The sequence below is a fragment of the Streptomyces sp. NPDC053069 genome, from assembly GCF_044546895.1.
Taxonomy (GTDB): domain Bacteria; phylum Actinomycetota; class Actinomycetes; order Streptomycetales; family Streptomycetaceae; genus Streptomyces.
In genome coordinates this window covers 305,841-324,552 of the sequence record NZ_JBITZN010000006.1, presented here as the reverse complement: position 1 = coordinate 324,552, position 18,712 = coordinate 305,841, and the positions used below count along the sequence as shown (strand labels likewise).

15 protein-coding genes are annotated in these 18,712 nt (G+C 71.3%); 7 read left to right on the top strand and 8 right to left on the bottom strand.

What is annotated here, in order from left to right:
- Positions 1-12 precede the first annotated feature (12 nt).
- The 6 genes from ACIGXP_RS16585 to iolC all read right to left on the bottom strand — a co-directional run bounded on the left by ACIGXP_RS16585 (position 13) and on the right by iolC (position 8,016).
- Positions 13-1,425, bottom strand: a complete 1,413-nt coding sequence (locus ACIGXP_RS16585; RefSeq protein WP_363214019.1) for an APC family permease — start codon at positions 1,423-1,425, stop codon at positions 13-15.
- A gap of 375 nt (positions 1,426-1,800) precedes the next feature.
- Positions 1,801-3,303 (bottom strand): CoA-acylating methylmalonate-semialdehyde dehydrogenase, encoded by a 1,503-nt coding sequence (gene mmsA, locus ACIGXP_RS16580; protein WP_399768863.1) that lies wholly within the window; start codon positions 3,301-3,303, stop codon positions 1,801-1,803.
- A 16-nt stretch (positions 3,304-3,319) separates the two neighbouring features.
- A complete protein-coding gene (gene iolD, locus ACIGXP_RS16575; protein ID WP_363214017.1) occupies positions 3,320-5,197 on the bottom strand; it encodes a 3D-(3,5/4)-trihydroxycyclohexane-1,2-dione acylhydrolase (decyclizing) in 1,878 nt (625 codons plus the stop codon).
- Positions 5,194-6,033: a 5-deoxy-glucuronate isomerase gene (gene iolB / locus ACIGXP_RS16570; protein WP_363214016.1), complete on the bottom strand. Its 840-nt coding sequence runs from the start codon at positions 6,031-6,033 to the stop codon at positions 5,194-5,196. The genes iolD and iolB overlap by 4 nt, the downstream gene beginning before the upstream one ends.
- Before the next feature lie 7 nt (positions 6,034-6,040).
- A complete protein-coding gene (locus ACIGXP_RS16565; protein WP_399769093.1) occupies positions 6,041-6,961 on the bottom strand; it encodes a deoxyribose-phosphate aldolase in 921 nt (306 codons plus the stop codon).
- A 104-nt stretch (positions 6,962-7,065) separates the two neighbouring features.
- Positions 7,066-8,016, bottom strand: a complete 951-nt coding sequence (gene iolC, locus ACIGXP_RS16560) for a 5-dehydro-2-deoxygluconokinase (RefSeq protein WP_399768860.1) — start codon at positions 8,014-8,016, stop codon at positions 7,066-7,068.
- Between the two features lie 173 nt (positions 8,017-8,189).
- Here iolC and ACIGXP_RS16555 point away from each other — a divergent pair, with 173 nt between their 5' ends.
- The 3 genes from ACIGXP_RS16555 to ACIGXP_RS16545 all read left to right on the top strand — a co-directional run bounded on the left by ACIGXP_RS16555 (position 8,190) and on the right by ACIGXP_RS16545 (position 10,308).
- Entirely contained in the window at positions 8,190-9,071 is an 882-nt protein-coding gene (locus tag ACIGXP_RS16555; RefSeq protein WP_399768858.1) for a helix-turn-helix domain-containing protein, read from the top strand.
- A 398-nt stretch (positions 9,072-9,469) separates the two neighbouring features.
- Positions 9,470-9,670 carry a helix-turn-helix transcriptional regulator gene (locus ACIGXP_RS16550; RefSeq protein WP_399768856.1) on the top strand — a complete coding sequence of 67 codons (201 nt, stop codon included), beginning with the start codon at positions 9,470-9,472 and terminating at the stop codon, positions 9,668-9,670.
- A gap of 74 nt (positions 9,671-9,744) precedes the next feature.
- Complete coding sequence (locus ACIGXP_RS16545) at positions 9,745-10,308, top strand: GNAT family N-acetyltransferase (protein ID WP_399768854.1); 564 nt, start codon at positions 9,745-9,747, stop codon at positions 10,306-10,308.
- Here ACIGXP_RS16545 and ACIGXP_RS16540 read toward each other — a convergent pair.
- Together ACIGXP_RS16540 and ACIGXP_RS16535 are read right to left on the bottom strand one after the other, a co-directional pair.
- Positions 10,256-11,332 (bottom strand): zinc-dependent alcohol dehydrogenase family protein, encoded by a 1,077-nt coding sequence (locus ACIGXP_RS16540; protein WP_399768852.1) that lies wholly within the window; start codon positions 11,330-11,332, stop codon positions 10,256-10,258. The genes ACIGXP_RS16545 and ACIGXP_RS16540 overlap by 53 nt on opposite strands.
- 46 nt (positions 11,333-11,378) lie before the next feature.
- A complete protein-coding gene (locus ACIGXP_RS16535) occupies positions 11,379-13,559 on the bottom strand; it encodes an MMPL family transporter (RefSeq protein WP_399768850.1) in 2,181 nt (726 codons plus the stop codon).
- Between the two features lie 159 nt (positions 13,560-13,718).
- Between ACIGXP_RS16535 and ACIGXP_RS16530 the strand changes: the two genes are divergently transcribed.
- From ACIGXP_RS16530 to ACIGXP_RS16515, 4 genes are all read left to right on the top strand, one after another.
- Positions 13,719-14,393: a TetR/AcrR family transcriptional regulator gene (locus ACIGXP_RS16530; protein WP_399768848.1), complete on the top strand. Its 675-nt coding sequence runs from the start codon at positions 13,719-13,721 to the stop codon at positions 14,391-14,393.
- Positions 14,394-14,553: 160 nt separating this feature from the next.
- Positions 14,554-15,504, top strand: a complete 951-nt coding sequence (locus ACIGXP_RS16525; protein ID WP_399768846.1) for a PrsW family intramembrane metalloprotease — start codon at positions 14,554-14,556, stop codon at positions 15,502-15,504.
- 75 nt (positions 15,505-15,579) lie between these two features.
- A complete protein-coding gene (locus ACIGXP_RS16520; protein ID WP_360086554.1) occupies positions 15,580-15,819 on the top strand; it encodes a heavy-metal-associated domain-containing protein in 240 nt (79 codons plus the stop codon).
- A gap of 80 nt (positions 15,820-15,899) precedes the next feature.
- Positions 15,900-18,176: a heavy metal translocating P-type ATPase gene (locus tag ACIGXP_RS16515; protein ID WP_399768843.1), complete on the top strand. Its 2,277-nt coding sequence runs from the start codon at positions 15,900-15,902 to the stop codon at positions 18,174-18,176.
- Positions 18,177-18,712: the final 536 nt, after the last annotated feature.

Sequence of the window (18,712 nt, the reverse complement as noted above, 5' to 3'; positions counted from 1 at the left end):
AACGCAGGCTTCCTACGCCACCGTTTCCTCGGCCTGGACGTCGTCCGGCAGGGAGACCAGCCAGCGGGTCTCGCGGCGGGGGCGGAGGTAGAAGGCCCAGTAGAGGGTGGCGACGGCGGTGATGCCGCCGGTCCACCACAGGTACGACGGGTCCTGCTCGACGAGGATGTAGACGAGCACCGCGACCAGCAGGACCGGCATGGCCGGCCACAGCGGCATCCGCCACGCCTGCTTGCCGCCGTGCGCCCCGCGGCGGGCCAGCAGCGCGGCGACCGCGACCAGCAGGTACAGGCCGGTGACGGCGACCCCGGTGACACCGTAGAGGGTGTCCAGGTTGACGAAGCAGAGGAAGGCGCCGGGGACACCGACGACGAGGGTGGCGACCCACGGGGAGCCGAACCGGCCGAGCTTGGCCAGGGCCTTGTTGACCGGCGCGGGCCAGGCCTTGTCGCGTGCGGAGGCGAACAGGACGCGGGAGTTCTGGATGACCATGACGATGCCCGCGTTGATGATCGCCAGGGCGACGCACAGGCTGACGAAGGTGCCGACGGCCGAGTTGCTCCAGGCGATGACCATGCTGCTGATGTCGCCGCCGGTCAGGCTCTTCAGGTCACCGGCGCCCACGGTGATCGCGGCGACCGGGACCAGGATGACCGCGCTGGAGATGACGAGCGTCGCGAGGACGGTGCGGGCGACGTTGCGGCGCGGGTTCTCCAGTTCCTCGGAGAGGTAGACGGCGGTGGAGAAGCCCTGGGTGACGAAGAGGGCGATGGCGAGGCCGGAGACGACCATCATGGCCGTGACGGGGTTGACGTGCGCGTGCTCACCGGCGACCTGCAGCGAGCCGAGGCTGCTCACCCCGCGGTGCGGGTGGCTGAAGCCGAGCACGGCCACCACGCCGGCGGCGACGACCTCCAGGACCAGGAAGATGCCGGTGATCCAGGCATTGGCGCGCAGGTCCAGCAGACCGGCGAGGGTGGCCGCGATCATCACGCCGGCGCCCGTGAAGGACGGGTCGAGGTGGATGACCGGGGCGAGGTAGTCGGCGGTGCCCATCGCGATGACCGGAGGGACGATCATCACGACGAGCAGCGACATCACGAAGGCCAGCCAGCCGGCGAGCCGTCCGGCCAGGGTGGAGACGATGGCGTACTCGCCGCCCGCGCTGGGGATGAGGGTGCCCAGCTCCGAGTAGCAGAACGCCACCGGGATACAGAGCAGCGCGCCGATGGCGATACAGAGCGCCGTCGCGGTGCCCAGGCTGGAGAACAGGTCGGGCACGATCACGAAGAGCGTGGAGGCGGGCGTCACGCACGAGAGGGTGAGCAGGGTGCCGCCGACCACGCCGATCGAACGCTTGAGCTTCTGGGGACTCTCGGGAGCGTCCGTGGCGGCTGTGTCGACAGGGCGGAGCGTGTCGGTCATGCGGCGGTTCCGATCGACTCGGGTGACTGAGGTGGGGGACGGGAGCGCTATCGCCTCCGGCGGATCGTCGTACGTTCACTCGTCCGCTCCCGGCGCTGCATAGAGAACCCCGACGAAAACCGCTGCGTCAATGCCCGTTTACCTTCGGAATCCGCACTTGAGGCGGCGCTCACGTCACATCAGATTCGTAGGCTGCGAAGCCCTATAGGGACATCCATCAAGCCTTATGGGTAAGTGACCTTGCTTTCAAAGGTCAACCGCCAAACGTTCCTTAGTCACCCGTTTCATCCCTCGTAAACGGGAACCGAAGCCAACGTGTCAAAAAAATGTCAGGCCGTCCGGAATCCGGACGGCCTGACGAAGGGCTGGCGGCCCTCAGTGGTTGCGCGGGAAGCCCAGGTCCACGCCCGCCGGGGCGTCGGCCGGGTCGGGCCAGCGGGTGGTGACGACCTTGCCGCGGGTGTAGAAGTGCGTGCCGTCGTTGCCGTAGATGTGGTGGTCGCCGAAGAGCGAGTCCTTCCAGCCGCCGAAGGAGTGGTAGCCGACGGGGACCGGGATCGGGACGTTCACGCCGACCATGCCCGCGTCGATCTCCAGCTGGAAGCGACGGGCCGCGCCGCCGTCCCGGGTGAAGATCGCGGTGCCGTTGCCGAACGGCGAGGCGTTGATGAGGTCCACGCCCTCCTCGTACGTGTCGACGCGCAGGACGCACAGCACCGGGCCGAAGATCTCGTCCTGGTAGGCCTTGGCACTGGTCGGCACCTTGTCCAGCAGCGAGATGCCGATCCAGTGGCCGTCCTCGAAGCCCTCGACGCTGTAACCGGTGCCGTCGAGCACGACCTCCGCCCCCTCGGCGGCGGCGCCCTCCACGTACGAGGCCACCTTGTCGCGGTGGGCGGCGGTGATCAGCGGACCCATCTCGGACGCCGGGTCGTTGCCCGGACCGATCTTGATCTTCTCGGCGCGTTCGCGGATCTTCTCCACCAGCGTGTCACCGATCGCGCCGACCGCGACGACGGCCGAGATCGCCATGCAGCGCTCGCCCGCGGAACCGTAGGCGGCGGACACCGCGGCGTCGGCCGCCGCGTCCAGGTCGGCGTCCGGCAGGACCAGCATGTGGTTCTTGGCGCCGCCGAGGGCCTGCACCCGCTTGCCGTTGGCGGAGGCGGTGGTGTGGATGTAGCGGGCGATCGGGGTCGAGCCGACGAAGGAGACGGCCTTGACGTCCGGGTGCTCCAGGAGGCGGTCGACGGCCACCTTGTCGCCGTGCACGACGTTGAACACGCCGTCGGGCAGACCGGCCTCCGACAGCAGCTCGGCGATCCGGACCGACGCCGACGGGTCCTTCTCGCTCGGCTTCAGCACGAACGTGTTGCCGCACGCGATGGCGATCGGGAACATCCACATCGGGACCATCGCCGGGAAGTTGAACGGCGTGATGCCGGCGACGACACCGAGCGGCTGGCGGATCGCGGCCACGTCGACCCGGCTGGCGACCTGCGTGGACAGCTCGCCCTTCAGCTGGACGTTGATGCCGCAGGCCAGGTCGACGATCTCCAGGCCGCGCGCGACCTCGCCGAGCGCGTCCGAGTGCACCTTGCCGTGCTCGGCGGTGATCAGCTCGGCGATCTCGTCGCGGTGGGCGTCCAGCAGCGCCCGGAACCGGAAGAGGATGGTGGTCCGCTGGGCCAGCGAGGACTGGCCCCAGCTCACGAAGGCGTCCTTGGCCGCCGCGACGGCCGCGTCCACCTCCTCGACCGACGCGAACGCGACCTTCGTGGTGACCGCGCCGGTCGCCGGGTCGGTGACCGGCCCGTACGTGCCCGACGCGCCTTCGACGGTCTTCCCGCCGATCCAGTGGTTGACGATCTTCGTCATGCCCAGAGACTCCTTATTACAGATGGCGGCGTCGGGTCGAGACGTGCCGTTCGTACAGCTCACGTGCCTTGACCGCGGACGGTCGGGTCGCGGTCTCGGCCACAGGAACATCCCACCAGGCCTGCGCGGGGGGCGCGCCCGACACAGTGTCGGACGTTTCGGTCTCCACGTAGACACATGTGGGAGTGTCGGCGGCCCGCGCCTCGGCGAGCGCCTCGCGCAGGTCCCGTACGGTCTTGGCGCGCAGCACCCGCATGCCGAGGCTGGCCGCGTTCGCGGCGAGGTCGACGGGCAGCGGGGCGCCGGTGAAGGCGCCGTCGTCCGAGGTGTAGCGGTAGGCGGTGCCGAACCGCTCGCCGCCCACCGACTCCGAGAGCCCGCCGATGGACGCGTACCCGTGGTTCTGCACCAGCAGGATCTTGATCGCGATGCCCTCCTGCACGGCGGTCACGATCTCCGTCGGCATCATCAGATACGTGCCGTCGCCGACCAGCGCCCACACGTTCCGCTCGGGCGCGGCGAGCTTCACGCCGAGCGCGGCCGGGATCTCGTAGCCCATGCAGGAGTAGCCGTACTCCAGGTGGTACTGGTCGTGCGACCGCGCCCGCCACAGCTTGTGCAGATCGCCGGGGAGCGAACCCGCCGCGTTGATGATGATGTCCGACTCGTCCACCAGGGCGTCCAGGGCGCCGACGACCTGCGGCTGGGTCGGCCGTACGTCGGCCTCCTCGGCCTCGAAGCAGGCGTCGACGCGCTGCTCCCAGCGCTCCTTGTCCTCCGTGTACTCGGCGACGTACGACTCCGCCGCCTCGTGCCCGTGCATCACCAGTGCCTCGGTCAGCTCGCCCAGGCCGCTGCGGGCGTCCGCGATCAGCGGGAGTCCGGCCAGCTTGTGGCCGTCGAAGGGCGCGATGTTGAGGTTGAGGAAGCGGACGTCCGGGTGCTCGAAGAGGGTGCCGGAGGCCGTGGTGAAGTCGGTGTACCGGGTGCCGACGCCGATCACCAGGTCGGCCGTGCGGGCCAGCTCGTCGGCGGTCGCGGTGCCGGTGTGGCCGATGCCGCCGACGTCCTGCGGGTGGTCGTACCGGAGCGAGCCCTTGCCGGCCTGGGTGGAGGCGACCGGGATGCGGGTGGCCGAGGCGAACTCGGCGAGGGCCGCCTCGGCGCGGCTGTGGTGGACCCCGCCGCCCGCGATGATCAGAGGCCTCTTCGAGGCGCGGATCGCCCGCACCGCCTCGGCCAGCTCGGTCGGGTCCGCGCCCGGACGTCGTACGGTCCACACACGCTCGGCGAAGAACTCCTCCGGCCAGTCGAAGGCCTCCGCCTGCACGTCCTGCGGCATCGCGAGCGTGACCGCGCCCGTCTCCACCGGGTCGGTGAGGACCCGCATCGCCTGGAGGGCCGACGGGATCAACGCCTCCGGCCGGGTGATGCGGTCGAAGTACTTCGAGACCGGGCGCAGGGTGTCGTTCACCGACACATCACCCGCGTACGGCAGCTCCAGCTGCTGCAGGACCGGGTCGGCGGGACGGGTGGCGAAGACGTCGCCGGGCAGGAGCAGCACCGGCAGATGGTTGATGGTGGCCAGGGCGGCGCCCGTGACCAGGTTGGTCGCACCCGGGCCGATCGACGTCGTCACCGCGTGCGTGGACAGGCGGTTCGACTGGCGGGCGTAGCCGACGGCCGCATGCACCATGGACTGCTCGTTGCGGCCCTGGTGGTACGGCATCACATCGGCGTACTCGATCAGCGCCTGGCCGATCCCCGCGACATTGCCGTGGCCGAAGATGCCCCAGGTGGCGCCGATCAGCCGCCGCCGCTCGCCGTCGCGTTCGGTGTACTGGGCGGCGAGGAAACGGACGAGTGCCTGGGCGACGGTCAGCCGGATCGTCATCGGTAGCCCCCTGTGGTTTCTACGTGGTCGGGGTGGAAGCAGATCCGCCACTCCCGGGTCTCGCCCGGACCCGCCATGACGTTCAGGTAGTACATGTCATGCCCGGGCTGGGCGATGGACGGGCCGTGCCATCCGTCGGGTACGAGGACGGCGTCGCCGGAGCGGACCTCCGCGAGGACGTCCGCGCCGCCCGCGCGCGAAGGGAACACGCGCTGGTAACCGAGACCGTTCGGGCCGTCGATCTCGAAGTAGTAGATCTCCTCCAGCTCGGACTCCTCGCCCGGCCGGTGCTCGTCGTGCTTGTGCGGCGGGTACGACGACCAGTTGCCGCCCGGCGTGATCACCTCCACGGCGATCAGCTTGTCGCACGCGAAGGAGTCGGCGGACGCGAAGTTGCGCACCCGGCGGGCGCAGCCGCCGCTGCCGCGCTCCTCGACGGGGACCTCCGGCGCGGGGCCGTAGCGGGCGGGGAGTCGTCGCTCGCACTTCGCTCCTGCCAGGGCGAAGCGGCCTCCCGCGCCGGAGGCGATCTGGACCCGGGTGTCCCGGGGTGCGTACGCGAAGTCGGAGACGTCCGCGAACACGCTGTCCCGTCCCAGGAGTTGGAACTCACTCAGCTCAGTTGATGCGGTCTCAATTTGTACGGTACATCCGCCTTGCAGCGGAAGCACGATCCACTCGCTGTCCCCAGTGGTGAACGTATGGCTGCCCCCGGGCGCCAATTCGACGACACGCAGGCTGCTGTGCGTCCAGCCGGCCGACTTGGGGCCGATGTCGACGGCGTACCGGGCGTTCGCGGTGGCACCCCGGGGCAGGTGCAGGTCGGTGCTGGTCATACGGCCCTCACAGCAGTCCTACGGCGGTGTCCACGGCGGCGGCCACGTCGCCGTCCGCCGGGTACAGCAGTGAGCGGCCGACCACCAGGCCGCGCACGGTGGGGAGTTGGAGCGCGCTGCGCCACTTCTCGTACGCCTTCTCCTGCTCGTCCCCGACATCGCCGCCGAGGAGCACGGCCGGGAGGGTGGAGGTCTCCATCACGCGGGCCATGTCATCGGGATCGTCGGTGACGGGCACCTTCAGCCAGGTGTAGGCGGAGGATCCGCCGAGGCCGGAAGCGATGGCGATGGACTTGGTGACCGCGTCGGCGGACAGGTCGTTGCGGACCTTCCCGTCGGGCGTGCGGCGGCTGATGAACGGCTCGACGAAGACCGGCAGCCGGCGCGCGGCCATCTCGTCGATGGCGCGGGCGGTGGACTCCAGGGTGGTCAGGGAGCCGGGGTCGTCGTAGTCGATGCGCAGCAGCAGCTTGCCGGCGTCGAAGCCGAGGCGCTGAATGTCCTCGGGGCGGTGCCCGGTGAAGCGGTCGTCCAGCTCGAAGCTGGCTCCCTGCAGGCCGCCCCGGTTCATGGAGCCCATGACCACCTTGTAGTCGAGGGCACCGAGCAGCAACAGGTCGTCCAGGATGTCGGCGGTGGCGAGGACGCCGTCGACGCCGGGGCGGCTCAGCGCCAGGCAGAGGCGTTCGAGCAGGTCGGCGCGGTTGGCCATGGCGAGCTTGCGGTCGCCGACGCCGAGCGCGCCGCGGGCCGGGTGGTCGGCGGCGACGATCATCAGCCGGCCGCTGTCGTTCAGCAGCGGGCGCCGGGCCCGGCGCACGGCGGCCTCGGCGATCGCCTCGGGGTGGTGGGTGCGGATGCGGACCAGTTCGGCCACGTCGACACGGGAACGCGGGGAGCCCGCGGCGCCCTCGCCCCGGAGAGTCACGGTGCCTTCGGGGGCGGTGCCCGCGGCGCCCTCATGGCGGGGAACCGCGGTGGCGTCGGTGCCCGCACCGCCCTCGGGGTGCGTGCCCGCGACCCGGCCGGCCCTCACAGCACCGCTCCGGCGTCGAGCGCGGCGGCCACCTCGTCCGGGGTGGGCATCGCGGAGGAGCACTCCAGGCGGGAGGCGACGATGGCGCCGGCCGCGTTGGCGTGCCGCATGATCGTCTCCAGGTCCCAGCCTTCGAGGAGGCCGTGGCAGAGGGAGCCGCCGAAGGCGTCTCCGGCGCCCAGGCCGTTGAGGACGTTGACGGGCAGCGGCGGGACCTCGGCCGAGTCGCCGTCGCGGCTGACGGCGAGCACGCCCTTCGGTCCCTGCTTGACGACGGCGATCTCGGCGCCGGCCTCGAGGAGCGCCCGGGCCGCCTCATGCGGGTCGCGCACGCCGGTGGCGACCTCCACCTCGTCCAGGTTTCCGACGGCGACGGTCGTGTGCTTCAGGGCCTCGGCGTAGAACGGGCGGGCCTCGTCGGGGTGGGTCCAGAACATGGGCCGCCAGTCGAGGTCGAAGACCGTCGGGCCGGCCTTCGCCCGGTGGGCGAGCGCAGCGAGGGTGGCCGTACGACTGGGCTCCTCGCTCAGGCCGGTACCGGTGACCCAGAAGATGCGGGCCGCGCGGATGGCGTCGAGGTCCAGCTCATGGGCGTCGATCTCCAGGTCGGGCGCCTTGGGCTGCCGGTAGAAGTAGAGCGGGAAGTCGTCCGGCGGGAAGACCTCGCAGAAGGTGACCGGGGTCGGCAGCCCGGGGACCGGGGTGACCCAGCGGTCGTCGACGCCGAAGCCGCGCAGCGCCTCGTGCAGATAGGCGCCGAACGGGTCGTCGCCCGTACGGGTGATCACGGCCGTGTGCCGGCCGAGACGGGCCGCGGCGACCGCGACATTCGTTGCCGACCCGCCGAGGAACTTGCCGAAGGACGACACCTGGGCTAGCGGGACACCGGTCTGCAGCGGGTAGAGGTCCACTCCGATCCGCCCCATGGTGATCAGGTCGTAGGCCATCGGCTTCCCTTCGTCGTGGCTCTCCCCGGCTTTCTAGCCCCGCGCGCCGCGCCCTGTCAATGTTTTGTCCAGACATTCGGACCAGTACTCTCTCCGCCCTCCTCCTCACGGGTTTCTCGCACAGTTCCCCTCACTCCCGAGCACACTGCGGTTACCGCTCGTAGCATGGTCGCGTGTGGGAAACCGTAACCGCGCGACCCCGTTCCGTGTTGCGGCCCGGAATCATCAGCTATCGCGGGATCCGGCTGAACCTCGGTCAGCCGCGGCGGCGGCTGGAAGTGCCCATCGGAGCCGTCACGCTGCTGCTCGGCTTTGAGCAGCCGGTACGCATCTCCCGGCCCGGACGGCCCGCGGTGAGCCTCGTCTCCGTGGTCAACGGGCTGAGCACCACGCCCGCCCTCGGTGAGCACGGCGGCCGGCTGTCCGGGATCGAGGTACTGCTGGAACCGTGGGCCGCGTTCGCCCTGCTCGGCACGGAGCAGTACGAACTCGCCAACCGATCGGCGGCCCCGGACGAGCTGGACACGCACCTCGGCCGGCTGGCGGGCACCCTCGCGGCGCTGCCCGGCTGGCCGGAGCGGTTCGCCCTGCTCGACCGGGTGCTGCTGGAGCGGCTGCGTTCGGGCGTGCCCGCGTCCGAGCGGGTGGTGCACGCCTGGTCACTGCTGCGGCGCAGTGCCGGTACGGTCCCGGTGCCCCGGCTGGCCCAGGAGGCGGGCTGGAGCGTACGGCACCTGGAGAACCGCTTCCGGGAACAGATCGGTCTGCCCCCGAAGGCGGCCGGCCGGGTGCTGCGGCTGCAAAGGGCGCGGCGGCTGCTGACCGAGGGGCACGGACAGGCGGAGACCGCGGCGATGTGCGGGTACTACGACCAGGCGCACTTCAGCGGCGACTTCAAGAACATGACGGGCTGCACCCCGGGGGAGTTCCTGGCGGCCCGGCGGCTGCCGGCTGCGGACACGGTGACCGACCGGCTGGCGGGCGAGGTGACCAGCCTGCTCCTCACCTCCGGCCGCGGTGCGCTTTTTTCCAAGACCCGCGCGGGCAGGTCCTGACACGCTGATCGTCCGGCTTCGGGATCCCGGAGAAAGCGGGGGCCTTCGGCGGCCGGGGGGATCCAGGAGACCCCCTCGGGGGAAGCGGCCGCCGGAGGATGCGGGGAAGCCGGCGGGCCGGGTCCGACGCAGCGGACCCGGCCCGTCATCGCGATATCGGCACGACCCCGCCGTTGCCCCGGCGTACGCCTTTGCGGCGGCTGTGTCACAAACACCCGGCCTGTGTCACACGTGTCTCATGTACGCCGGTTGTGCGTCACATCCTCTCGACAGGCACTGTCCTCCGGTCACTGTGTGTCGTTCACCGGACACAGGCTTGGTGATCGCCAGCGCAGTGCCCGGCTCCCCCGACGACCACCCCCGGTCGCCGCTGCGGCGCGCGCAGGGAGGTGCAACTCATGACCGACCAAAGGCTCTGGTCCTACAAGGAGATCGCGGCGCACATCGGAGTGCAGCCGGACACCGTACGGTCCTATCGCAAGCACGGGCTGCTGCCCCCGCCCGACCATGTGGAGGGCGGCAAGCCCTACTGGTACGCCGACACCGTCCGCGCCTGGGTCGCCTCCCGGCCCCGCAACCGCAGCCGCCGGCCGGACTGATCCGCACCGCAACCGGACTGATCCGCACGGTAATTCGACTGCGCCCCACTCCACGGGTGGGGCACAGTCACGCCATGAGCTTCTCCGTCAAACCCCGCCTGACCGGCCGGAAGACCGTCCTGCGGCCCTTCACCGAGTCCGATGCCGACATCATGTGGGAGATCATCGCCGACCCCGAGGTCGTCCGCTTCACCTACGAGCCGTCCACCGAACTCACCCTGGAACGGCTGCGGTCCTGGTACGGCTCCCGGGCCACCGCCCCCGACCGTCTCGACCTCGCCGTCACCGACCCCGGGACCGGCGAGGTCCTGGGCGAGGTCGTCCTGTACGACTACGACCCGGCCGCCCGGAGCTGCACCTTCCGCACACTCATCGGCCCCCGGGGCCGCGGCCGGGGCATCGGTACCGAGGCGACCCGGCTGATCGTCGGGCACGGCTTCGGGCAACTCGGCCTGCACCGCATCCAGCTGGAGGTGTACGGCCACAACGCGCGAGCCCGGCGGGTCTACGAGAAGGCCGGTTTCGTGGTCGAGGGCGTACGGCGGGAGGTCCGGCTTCAGGACGGCGCCTGGGCCGACGAGGTGATCATGTCGATCCTGGACCGGGAGTGGGCCGCTGTCGTCTCCACGGCTCGATGACCGTGACCCCGGCCCCCGGTGCCGTGCCCATCGCCGCGAGGGCCGCCGGTGTCGCGTCGAGCGTGATGGTGGACGTCACCAGGAGGTCGGGGCGCAGGACACCGGAGCGGACCAGGCCGAGCATGCCGGGGTAGGCGTGGGCGGCCATGCCGTGGCTGCCGAGGAGTTCCAGCTCCAGGGCGATGGCGCGGGCCAGCGGGACGGGAGTGGTGCCGTCGGCCGAGGGCAGCAGCCCCACCTGGACGTGCCGGCCGCGCCGGCGCAGACCGTTCACGGAGGCCGCGCAGGTGGCGGCCGAGCCGAGGGCGTCCAGGGAGAGATGGGCACCGCCGTCGGTGAGCTCGCGGACGGCGGCGGCCGGATCGGACACACCGCTTGCGTCCACGCACTCCGCGGCGCCGAACCGCCGCGCCAGGGCGAGGGCTTGCGGTGACACGTCGACGGCGACCACGCGTGCCCCCGACGCCGCCGCGATCATCACGGCCGACAGCCCGACTCCGCCGCAGCCGTACACCGCGACCCACTCCCCCGTCGCCACCCGGCCCTGCTGCACCACCGCACGGAATGCGGTGGCGAAGCGGCAGCCGAGGGCGGCGGCGGTGGAGTACGCCATGCCGTCCGGGATCGCCACCAGGTTGACGTCGGCGTGGTCGAGCGCGACGTACTCGGCGAAGGAACCCCAGTGATGGAAGCCGGGCTGGGTCTGGCGTTCGCACACCTGCTGGTCGCCCGCGGCACAGGCCGGGCAGGTGCCGCAGGCGCAGACGAACGGCACGGTGACCCGGTCGCCGGGCCGCCATCCGCTCACCCCGGTGCCCACCGCCTCGACGACACCGGCGAGTTCGTGCCCGGGCACGTGCGGCAGCGTGATGTCGGGGTCGTGGCCCATCCAGCCGTGCCAGTCGCTTCGGCACAGGCCCGTCGCCTCGACCCGTACGACGACTCCGTGGTCGGCCGGCCGGGGGTCGGGCACCTCTCGCACCTCGGCGGGGGCGCCGTATCGTTCGAAGACGACGGCTCGCATGCGCGCTCCTTTCGGGAACCTCCACGAAGACCAGGGCCTTCGATGGTCACCCCTCGCTGACCCCGAACCGTTCGTGGAAGCGCCGCAGCGGCGCCGGTGCCCACCAGGTGGCCCTTCCCGTGAGCCGCATGATCGCCGGGACCAGCAGGCTGCGTACCACCATCGCGTCCATCAGGACGGCCAGGGCGATGCCCAGGCCGAGCATCTTCGTGTTGGTCACCCGAGACGTGCCGATCGCGACCATCACCACCGCGAGGATGACCGCCGCCGCGGTGATGAGCCCGCCGGTGCGCTGCAGTCCGAGCCGTACCGCCGCGTCGTGGTCGCCCGTGCGGTCGTACTCCTCCTTGATGCGGGAGAGCAGGAACACGCCGTAGTCCATGGAGAGCCCGAAGGCCACACAGAACATCAGCACGGGCAGGGTGGTCTCGATGGAGCCGGAGCTGGTGAAGCCGAGCGCGCCGGACAGATGGCCGTCCTGGAAGACCCAGACCACGGCACCGAACATCGCGGTCAGGCTGAGCGCGTTGAGCACCACGGCCTGCACGGGTATCAGCACGCTTCCGGTGAGCAGGAAGACCAGCAGCAGGGTGACGACGGCGATGAACGCGGCCGCCCAGGGCAGGCGCTGGGCTATCGCGTGCTTGGTGTCGACGAGCACGGCGGCCGTACCGGTCACCTTGGCTGCGAAGGGGGTGTGCAGGGCACGCAGATCGCCGACCAGGCGCTGCGCCGCCTCGTCCACGGCCTCCCCCTTCGGCTGCACCGTGAAGTAGGCGGAGTCCCCCTTGACCAGCGGGCCGTCGACCCGGGCCACCTCGGGCAGGGCGGCCATCTGCTGCTTGTACGCGGCGTACTGGGACTCGGTGGCCCTGCCCTCGGCGAGGACCTCCAGACCGCCGCCGGGGCTGCCCGGGAAGCCTTCCCTGATGTGCTGCTGCACCGCGTGGGACTCGGCGGTGGAAGGCAGCTGGCGGTCGTCGGCGGTGCCGAACTTCACACCCAGGAAGGGCAGTCCGAGGGTCACCAGCAGGACGGTGGTGCCGAGTGCGAAGAGAGGGGCGCGGCGCATCACCAGGCCGGCGGTCCGCGCCCAGGCCGTCCCTGCGGCGGGCTTCGGACCGCGGCGCCGGCGCAGCAGGCGGCGCAGATCCAGGGAGTTGACCCGGTGGCCGAGCAGGATCAGTGCGGCCGGGAGCAGAATCAGGGCGGCGGCAGCGGCGAGCAGGACCACGGCGATGCCGGCGTAGGCGAAGGACCGCAGGAAGTACTGCGGGAAGACCATCATGGCGGCCAGGGACACCGCCACCGTGAGGGCGGAGAAGAGCACCGTGCGCCCGGCCGTGCGCAGGGTCGCGCCGACCGCGGTCAACGGGTCGGCGCCCGTGGACAGTTCCTCGCGGTAGCGGCGGACGATGAACAGGGCGTAGTCGATGGCCAGGCCCAGGCCGAGGGCCGTGGTGAGGTTGAGCGCGAAGACGGAGACGTCGGTGAAGGCCGTCAGTCCGCGCAGGACCGCGTTGGTGCCGAGGATGGCGACGATGCCGATGCCGAGCGGCAGCAGGGCGGCGACGGCGCTGCCGAAGACCATCACGAGCAGGACGAGGGTGATCGGCAGGGCGATCAGCTCGGCACGGGTCAGGTCCTCCTTGATGATCGTCTGCATCTCGTGCCGGACGGCGACGATGCCGCCGAGCTTCACCTCGACCGGGCCGTGCGTGCCCCGGTAGTGGGGTGCGATGCGGTCGAGCGTCCTGCCCATCGCGGTCTCGTCGCCGGTGATGCGCGCGGCGATCAGCGCCTCGTGGCCGTCCTTGGCACGCAGTGCCGGTGACCTGCTCTGCCAGTAGGAGCCGACGCCGGTCACGCCCTCCTCCCGCGCCAGCCGGCCGGCCAGATCGCGGGCCTCGGCGGCGACCGCCGGATCGTCGACCGAGGCGCGGCCCGAGTCGAGAAGGAGCAGCAGATTCGGCTGGGAGTCGGGGAACTCGCGCTCCAGCGCCTTGGCCGCGTACGTCGACTCGGCGGCCGGATCCTCCCAGCCTCCGCTGCTCAGACGGTCCGCGACCCCGCTGCCGGCCAGCACGGCGAGCGCGGTGAGCAGCAGGGCCACCAGCAACGACAGGCGTGGCCGCGCGGTGACCAGCCGGGTGTAGCGGCCGGGGCGGGGCGGCGCCTCGTCCGGCGCCCTCTCCACGGTCCGCGGTGGTGTGTTGACTTCGGTCATCTTGCGGTGTCCCCTTCACCACGAACCGTGCGCGCGCGGAGGGCGGCACGGAGGAGTCGTTGCCATAGACTGGCAAACACGAGACATCGCTCGCGTTTCTCAAGAATGCGAGCGACCACTCGCGTTTGTCAATGACCTTTGGAGAGCTGGGGATCACGCGTGTCCGACACCTCGGAGAAGGAGCAGCCACTGGAGGCGGGGCAGCCGCGGGAGAAGGAGCAGCCCCGCCGCCGGCAGGCCCGCGGGGAACGCCGCATCGCCCAGCTGCTCGAAGCGGCCGCCCGGGTCTTCTGCACCACCGGCTACACGGCCGCCAGCACCAACGCCATCGCCCGCGAGGCCGGCGTCTCGCCGGGCACGCTCTACCAGTTCTTCCCGAACAAGGAGGCGATCGCGATCGAGCTGGGCGACCGGCTCGTCCACGAGATGCGGGCGGCCTACGGCGAGGCGCTGGGCCCCGTCGACCCGGCCACCCCACTGGAACAGGCCATCGGGTCCGCCATCGACCGCTTCATCACCTTCAACACCGAGCACCCGGTGTTCTTCGCGCTGATGCACGGCCCCGACATCCCGGGCCGGATGGCCGAGCAGCACGACCAGCTGCACACGACCGTGCTCGGCCGGATCGAGGGCCTGCTCGCCTCGCTCATGCCCGGCGCCGCCCCGGCCGACGTCACCCGCACGGCGCATGTCTGCCTCGGCGTCTACAAGGCCGGCCTGGAGCTGGTCCTCGCCCATGAGGGCGCCGAGCAGGCGGCCTATGTCCAGGAGATCAAGGATGTCCTGATCCGCTATCTGGAACCACTGGTGGGTGACCGGCTCGGCCGCACATGACCCCGGATGCGGCGCCGCAGGGACGATCCCGGAGTGCCGTCCCGGAGGGGTGATCCCGGGAATCACCCGGACTGCGACACCCGGCAGACCGGACTGCGACACCCGGCACATCTGCCTAGAGTGCGGATAAATTGCCCAGCAGCTGTCCGAGGGGGTCCCCGTGAGCCACTCCCCGCCTCCCGGCGCGCCCAAGGCCCGCATACCCGGCCCGCAGCAGCCGCCACCGCCGTACCCGCGCATTCCCGCCGGCCTGTGGCGGCGCTGTCTCGGCGGCGGGTTCGCGTTGTGGGCACTGGCCGCGTGGGTCACGTACGAGACACGGAACGGCACACTGCTGCCGACCCTGATCCTGCTCGGCGGCTTTCTCCTGCCGGTCGCCTTCGTGCTGTGGGCGTACGAGCGGCACGGCCGCGACCTGGGCGTCAGCGCGATCCTCGGCTGCTTCCTGGCCGGCGCGGCCCTCGGCGCGCCCGGGGCCTCGCTGACGGGGTCGTACCTGCTGCGCCCCTCCCTCGGGATGTTCCTCGGGGCCGGCCTGATCGAGGAGGCGGCCAAGCTCGCGGCACTGGTGTTCGTGCTGCGCCGGCAGCCGGGCATCCGCGGACTGCGCGCCGGGCTGGTGCTCGGCGCGGCCGTCGGCTTCGGCTTCGCGGCCCTGGAGAGCGTCGGGTACGCCTTCACCGCGGCCGTCTCCGCCGAAGGGATCGGACTGCGCGCGCTGCTGGAGACGGAGTTCCTGCGCGGGGTGCTCGCTCCCTTCGGGCACGGCCTGTGGACCGCGATCGCCGGGGGCGTGCTGCTGTCCCGGCGCCGCCTGACCGGACACTTCCGGTTCGCCACGCCGATGGCCGGCACCGTCCTGGGCGTCTCCCTGCTGCACGCGCTGTGGGACTCCACGCAAGGCATCGCGCTCTGGGTGGTCGCCCGGCTGACGGGCACCGGCATACAGGGACGACTGTTCACCCAGGGGTACCTCGTCCGGCCGAGCCCCGGGCAGGAGCACCTCTTCACGCTGTTCTCGGTCGGCGGACTGCTCCTGGTGGCCCTGGCGGGCGTCGGGTGGGCGCGCTCGCTGGCTCGCCGGGACACTCCTTGGAGAAATACCCCCTAGGGGTATAGTGTGGAAAGCGTGGGGTCCCCTTCACGGACCCCACCGGCCCCACACGCCTCGACGAGGAGCAACCACATGACCGCCCACACCGACACCCCGGGATCCGTCACCGCCGTCTACAAGGTGACCGGCATGAGCTGCGGCCACTGCGAGGGCTCCGTCTCCGGTGAGATCTCCCAGATCCCAGGCGTCAGCTCGGTGAAGGCCGTCGCGTCGACCGGCGAGGTGACCGTCGTCTCCGACGCGCCGCTGGACGACGAGGCCGTGCGCGCGGCCGTCGACGAGGCCGGCTTCGAGCTGGCAGGCAAGGCCTGAACACCCCTTTCCCCGACCAGGCCGTGCCGACCAGCTGATACTGGATCCGTACGGCCCGGTCCGATGTCTGGAGTCCGGACATGACCAGCACCACCGCAGAGACAGCCATAGCCACGGGTACGACGTCCGAGGTCGAGCTGCTCATCGGCGGGATGACCTGCGCCTCCTGTGCCGCCCGGGTGGAGAGGAAGCTCAACCGGATGGAGGGCGTCAGCGCCACCGTCAACTTCGCCACCGAGAAGGCGAAGATCGCCTTCGGCGAGGGTGTCCGGGTGGCCGACCTGATCGCCACCGTGGAAAAGACGGGGTACACCGCCGAGGAGCCCGCGCCGCCGGAGCCCGAGCCCGAGGCGGCACCGGAAACCCCCGGCCAGGACCCCGAACTCGGCGCCCTGCGCCACCGCCTGCTCGTCTCCGCACTGCTCGCCGCACCCGTGGTCCTGCTCGCGATGATCCCCGCGCTGCAGTTCGACAACTGGCAGTGGCTCTCCCTGACCCTCGCCGCGCCCGTCGTCGTCTGGGGCGGCGCGCCCTTCCACCGGGCCGCCTGGACCAACGCCCGGCACGGCGCCGCCACCATGGACACCCTGGTCTCGGTCGGCACGCTGGCCGCGTTCGGCTGGTCGCTGTGGGCGCTGTTCTTCGGCGACGCGGGCATGCCCGGCATGCACGACGAGTTCCGCCTCACCCCCGGGGCGGTGGCGACCGATGTCGCAGCGCGGATGGACGGCGCCTCCACCATCTACCTGGAGGTCGCCGCCGGAGTCGTCGCGCTGATCCTGCTCGGCCGCTATCTGGAGGCCCGCTCCAAGCGGCGCGCCGGGGCGGCCCTGAAGGCACTGATGGAGCTGGGCGCCAAGGACGTGGCGGTGCTGCGGCAGGGCCGCGAGGTACGGGTCCCGGTGTCGTCCCTGGCCGTGGGCGACCGGTTCGTCGTACGGCCCGGCGAGAAGATCGCCACCGACGGCACGGTGGTCGAGGGCGTCTCCGCCGTCGACGCGTCCATGCTGACCGGCGAGTCGGTGCCGGTGGACGTGGCACCCGGCGACCGGGTCACCGGCGCCACGGTCAACGCGGGCGGCCGGCTGGTCGTGGAGGCCACCCGGGTCGGCGCCGAGACCCAGCTCGCCCGGATGGCGAAGCTGGTCGAGGACGCGCAGAACGGAAAGGCCGAGGTGCAGCGGCTCGCCGACCGGATCTCCGCCGTCTTCGTGCCCGTGGTCGTCCTCATCGCGCTCGGCACCTTCGGCGTCTGGCTGGGCGTCACCGGGGACACGGTCGCCGCGTTCACCGCGGCCGTCGCCGTACTGATCATCGCCTGCCCCTGCGCACTGGGGCTCGCCACGCCGACCGCGCTGATGGTCGGCACCGGCCGCGGCGCCCAGCTCGGCATCCTCATCAAGGGTCCCGAGGTCCTGGAGTCCACGCGCCGCGTGGACACGGTCGTCCTGGACAAGACCGGCACGGTCACCACCGGCCGGATGACCCTGCAGCAGGTGTACGCCGCGGACGGCGAGGACGAGAAGGAGCTGCTGCGGCTCGCGGGCGCCCTGGAGCACGCCTCCGAGCACCCGGTCGCCCGCGCGATCGCCGCGGGTGCCGAGGAGCGGGCCGGACGGCTCCCCGAGGCCGAACACTTCGAGAACGTCCCCGGGCGGGGCGTACGCGGGCGCGTGGACGGCCGCGAGGTGGCCGTGGGGCGCCTGTACGACGAGCTGCCGCAGGAGCTGGCCCGCGCGGCACGCGAGGCCGAGCAGGAGGGCTGTACGGCCGTCGTGGCCGGCTGGGACGGCCGGGCCCGCGGGGTGCTCGCCGTCGCGGACGCGGTCAAGGTGACCAGCGCCGAGGCGGTACGGGAACTGCGCGCACTGGGCCTGCGGCCGGTACTGCTCACCGGGGACAACCGTACGGTCGCCGAGGCGGTCGCGCGCACCGTCGGCATCGATCCGGGGGACGTGTTCGCCGAGGTGCTGCCCGAGGACAAGGTGGACGTCGTCCGGCGGCTGCAGCGCGAGGGGCGGGCCGTGGCCATGGTGGGCGACGGCGTCAACGACGCGGCCGCGCTCGCCACCGCCGACCTGGGCCTTGCCATGGGCACCGGCACGGACGCGGCGATCGAGGCCGGCGATCTGACGCTGGTGCGCGGGGACCTGCGGGTGGCCGCCGACGCCATCCGGCTGTCGCGGCGGACGCTGGCCACCATCAAGGGCAACCTGGTGTGGGCCTTCGGCTACAACGTGGCCGCGCTGCCGCTGGCCGCCGCCGGGCTGCTGAACCCGATGATCGCCGGCGCGGCGATGGCGTTCTCCTCGGTCTTCGTGGTGACCAACAGTCTGCGGCTGCGCCGGTTCCGTTGAAGTACGTCCGGGTTGCCGACGATTCACCGGCAGCCGAAGTAAGAGACCCCCTAGAGTCCGGCGCGAGCCTCACATAAGCTCTTCACAAGGCTCGCGCATCATCCTTACGCTTGAGCCTCGATCGCCGTATCGGGGCTCTTGCGCATCTAAAGGACATATGCAAGAGACGCAGATCACAGTGATGCGAACGTAACCATCGAAGGGGTTCGAAGGTCTAAGTTGGCGATGTCGGTTCGGCGTCTTGGGGGGCGTCAGTCGGCATCTGGGGATGTCTTGGGGGACTTCCTCAGAGATGCGTTGCCGGGGCACGCACACCGGGAAGCTTTGAGCGGCCGTCCCAGCGTGTGTTGTCCCGGCAGATCGCACCGCATCACTGGGGGCAGGACGAGTTTTGCTCATTCTGCTCACAGACAGCGATTCAGGCGCTGTCCTCTCCGAGCGCCCGGCCGGATCCCGTGGGGGGAATCCGCACCGGGACATGGGAAGGCGCCCTGATCGTCGGCCCGTGGGGGGACCGGCGGCAGGGCGCCTTCCGC

Excerpts from the sequence above, each read along its gene's own strand:
- ACIGXP_RS16585 (WP_363214019.1), bottom strand. The coding sequence starts at position 1,425 with ATGACCGACACGCTCCGCCCTGTCGACACAGCCGCCACGGACGCTCCC.
- mmsA (WP_399768863.1), bottom strand. The coding sequence starts at position 3,303 with ATGACGAAGATCGTCAACCACTGGATCGGCGGGAAGACCGTCGAAGGC.
- iolD (WP_363214017.1), bottom strand. The coding sequence starts at position 5,197 with ATGACGATCCGGCTGACCGTCGCCCAGGCACTCGTCCGTTTCCTCGCC.
- iolB (WP_363214016.1), bottom strand. The coding sequence starts at position 6,033 with ATGACCAGCACCGACCTGCACCTGCCCCGGGGTGCCACCGCGAACGCC.
- iolC (WP_399768860.1), bottom strand. The coding sequence starts at position 8,016 with ATGGCCTACGACCTGATCACCATGGGGCGGATCGGAGTGGACCTCTAC.
- ACIGXP_RS16550 (WP_399768856.1), top strand. The coding sequence starts at position 9,470 with ATGACCGACCAAAGGCTCTGGTCCTACAAGGAGATCGCGGCGCACATC.
- ACIGXP_RS16545 (WP_399768854.1), top strand. The coding sequence starts at position 9,745 with ATGAGCTTCTCCGTCAAACCCCGCCTGACCGGCCGGAAGACCGTCCTG.
- ACIGXP_RS16540 (WP_399768852.1), bottom strand. The coding sequence starts at position 11,332 with ATGCGAGCCGTCGTCTTCGAACGATACGGCGCCCCCGCCGAGGTGCGA.
- ACIGXP_RS16535 (WP_399768850.1), bottom strand. The coding sequence starts at position 13,559 with ATGACCGAAGTCAACACACCACCGCGGACCGTGGAGAGGGCGCCGGAC.
- ACIGXP_RS16520 (WP_360086554.1), top strand. The coding sequence starts at position 15,580 with ATGACCGCCCACACCGACACCCCGGGATCCGTCACCGCCGTCTACAAG.
- ACIGXP_RS16515 (WP_399768843.1), top strand. The coding sequence starts at position 15,900 with ATGACCAGCACCACCGCAGAGACAGCCATAGCCACGGGTACGACGTCC.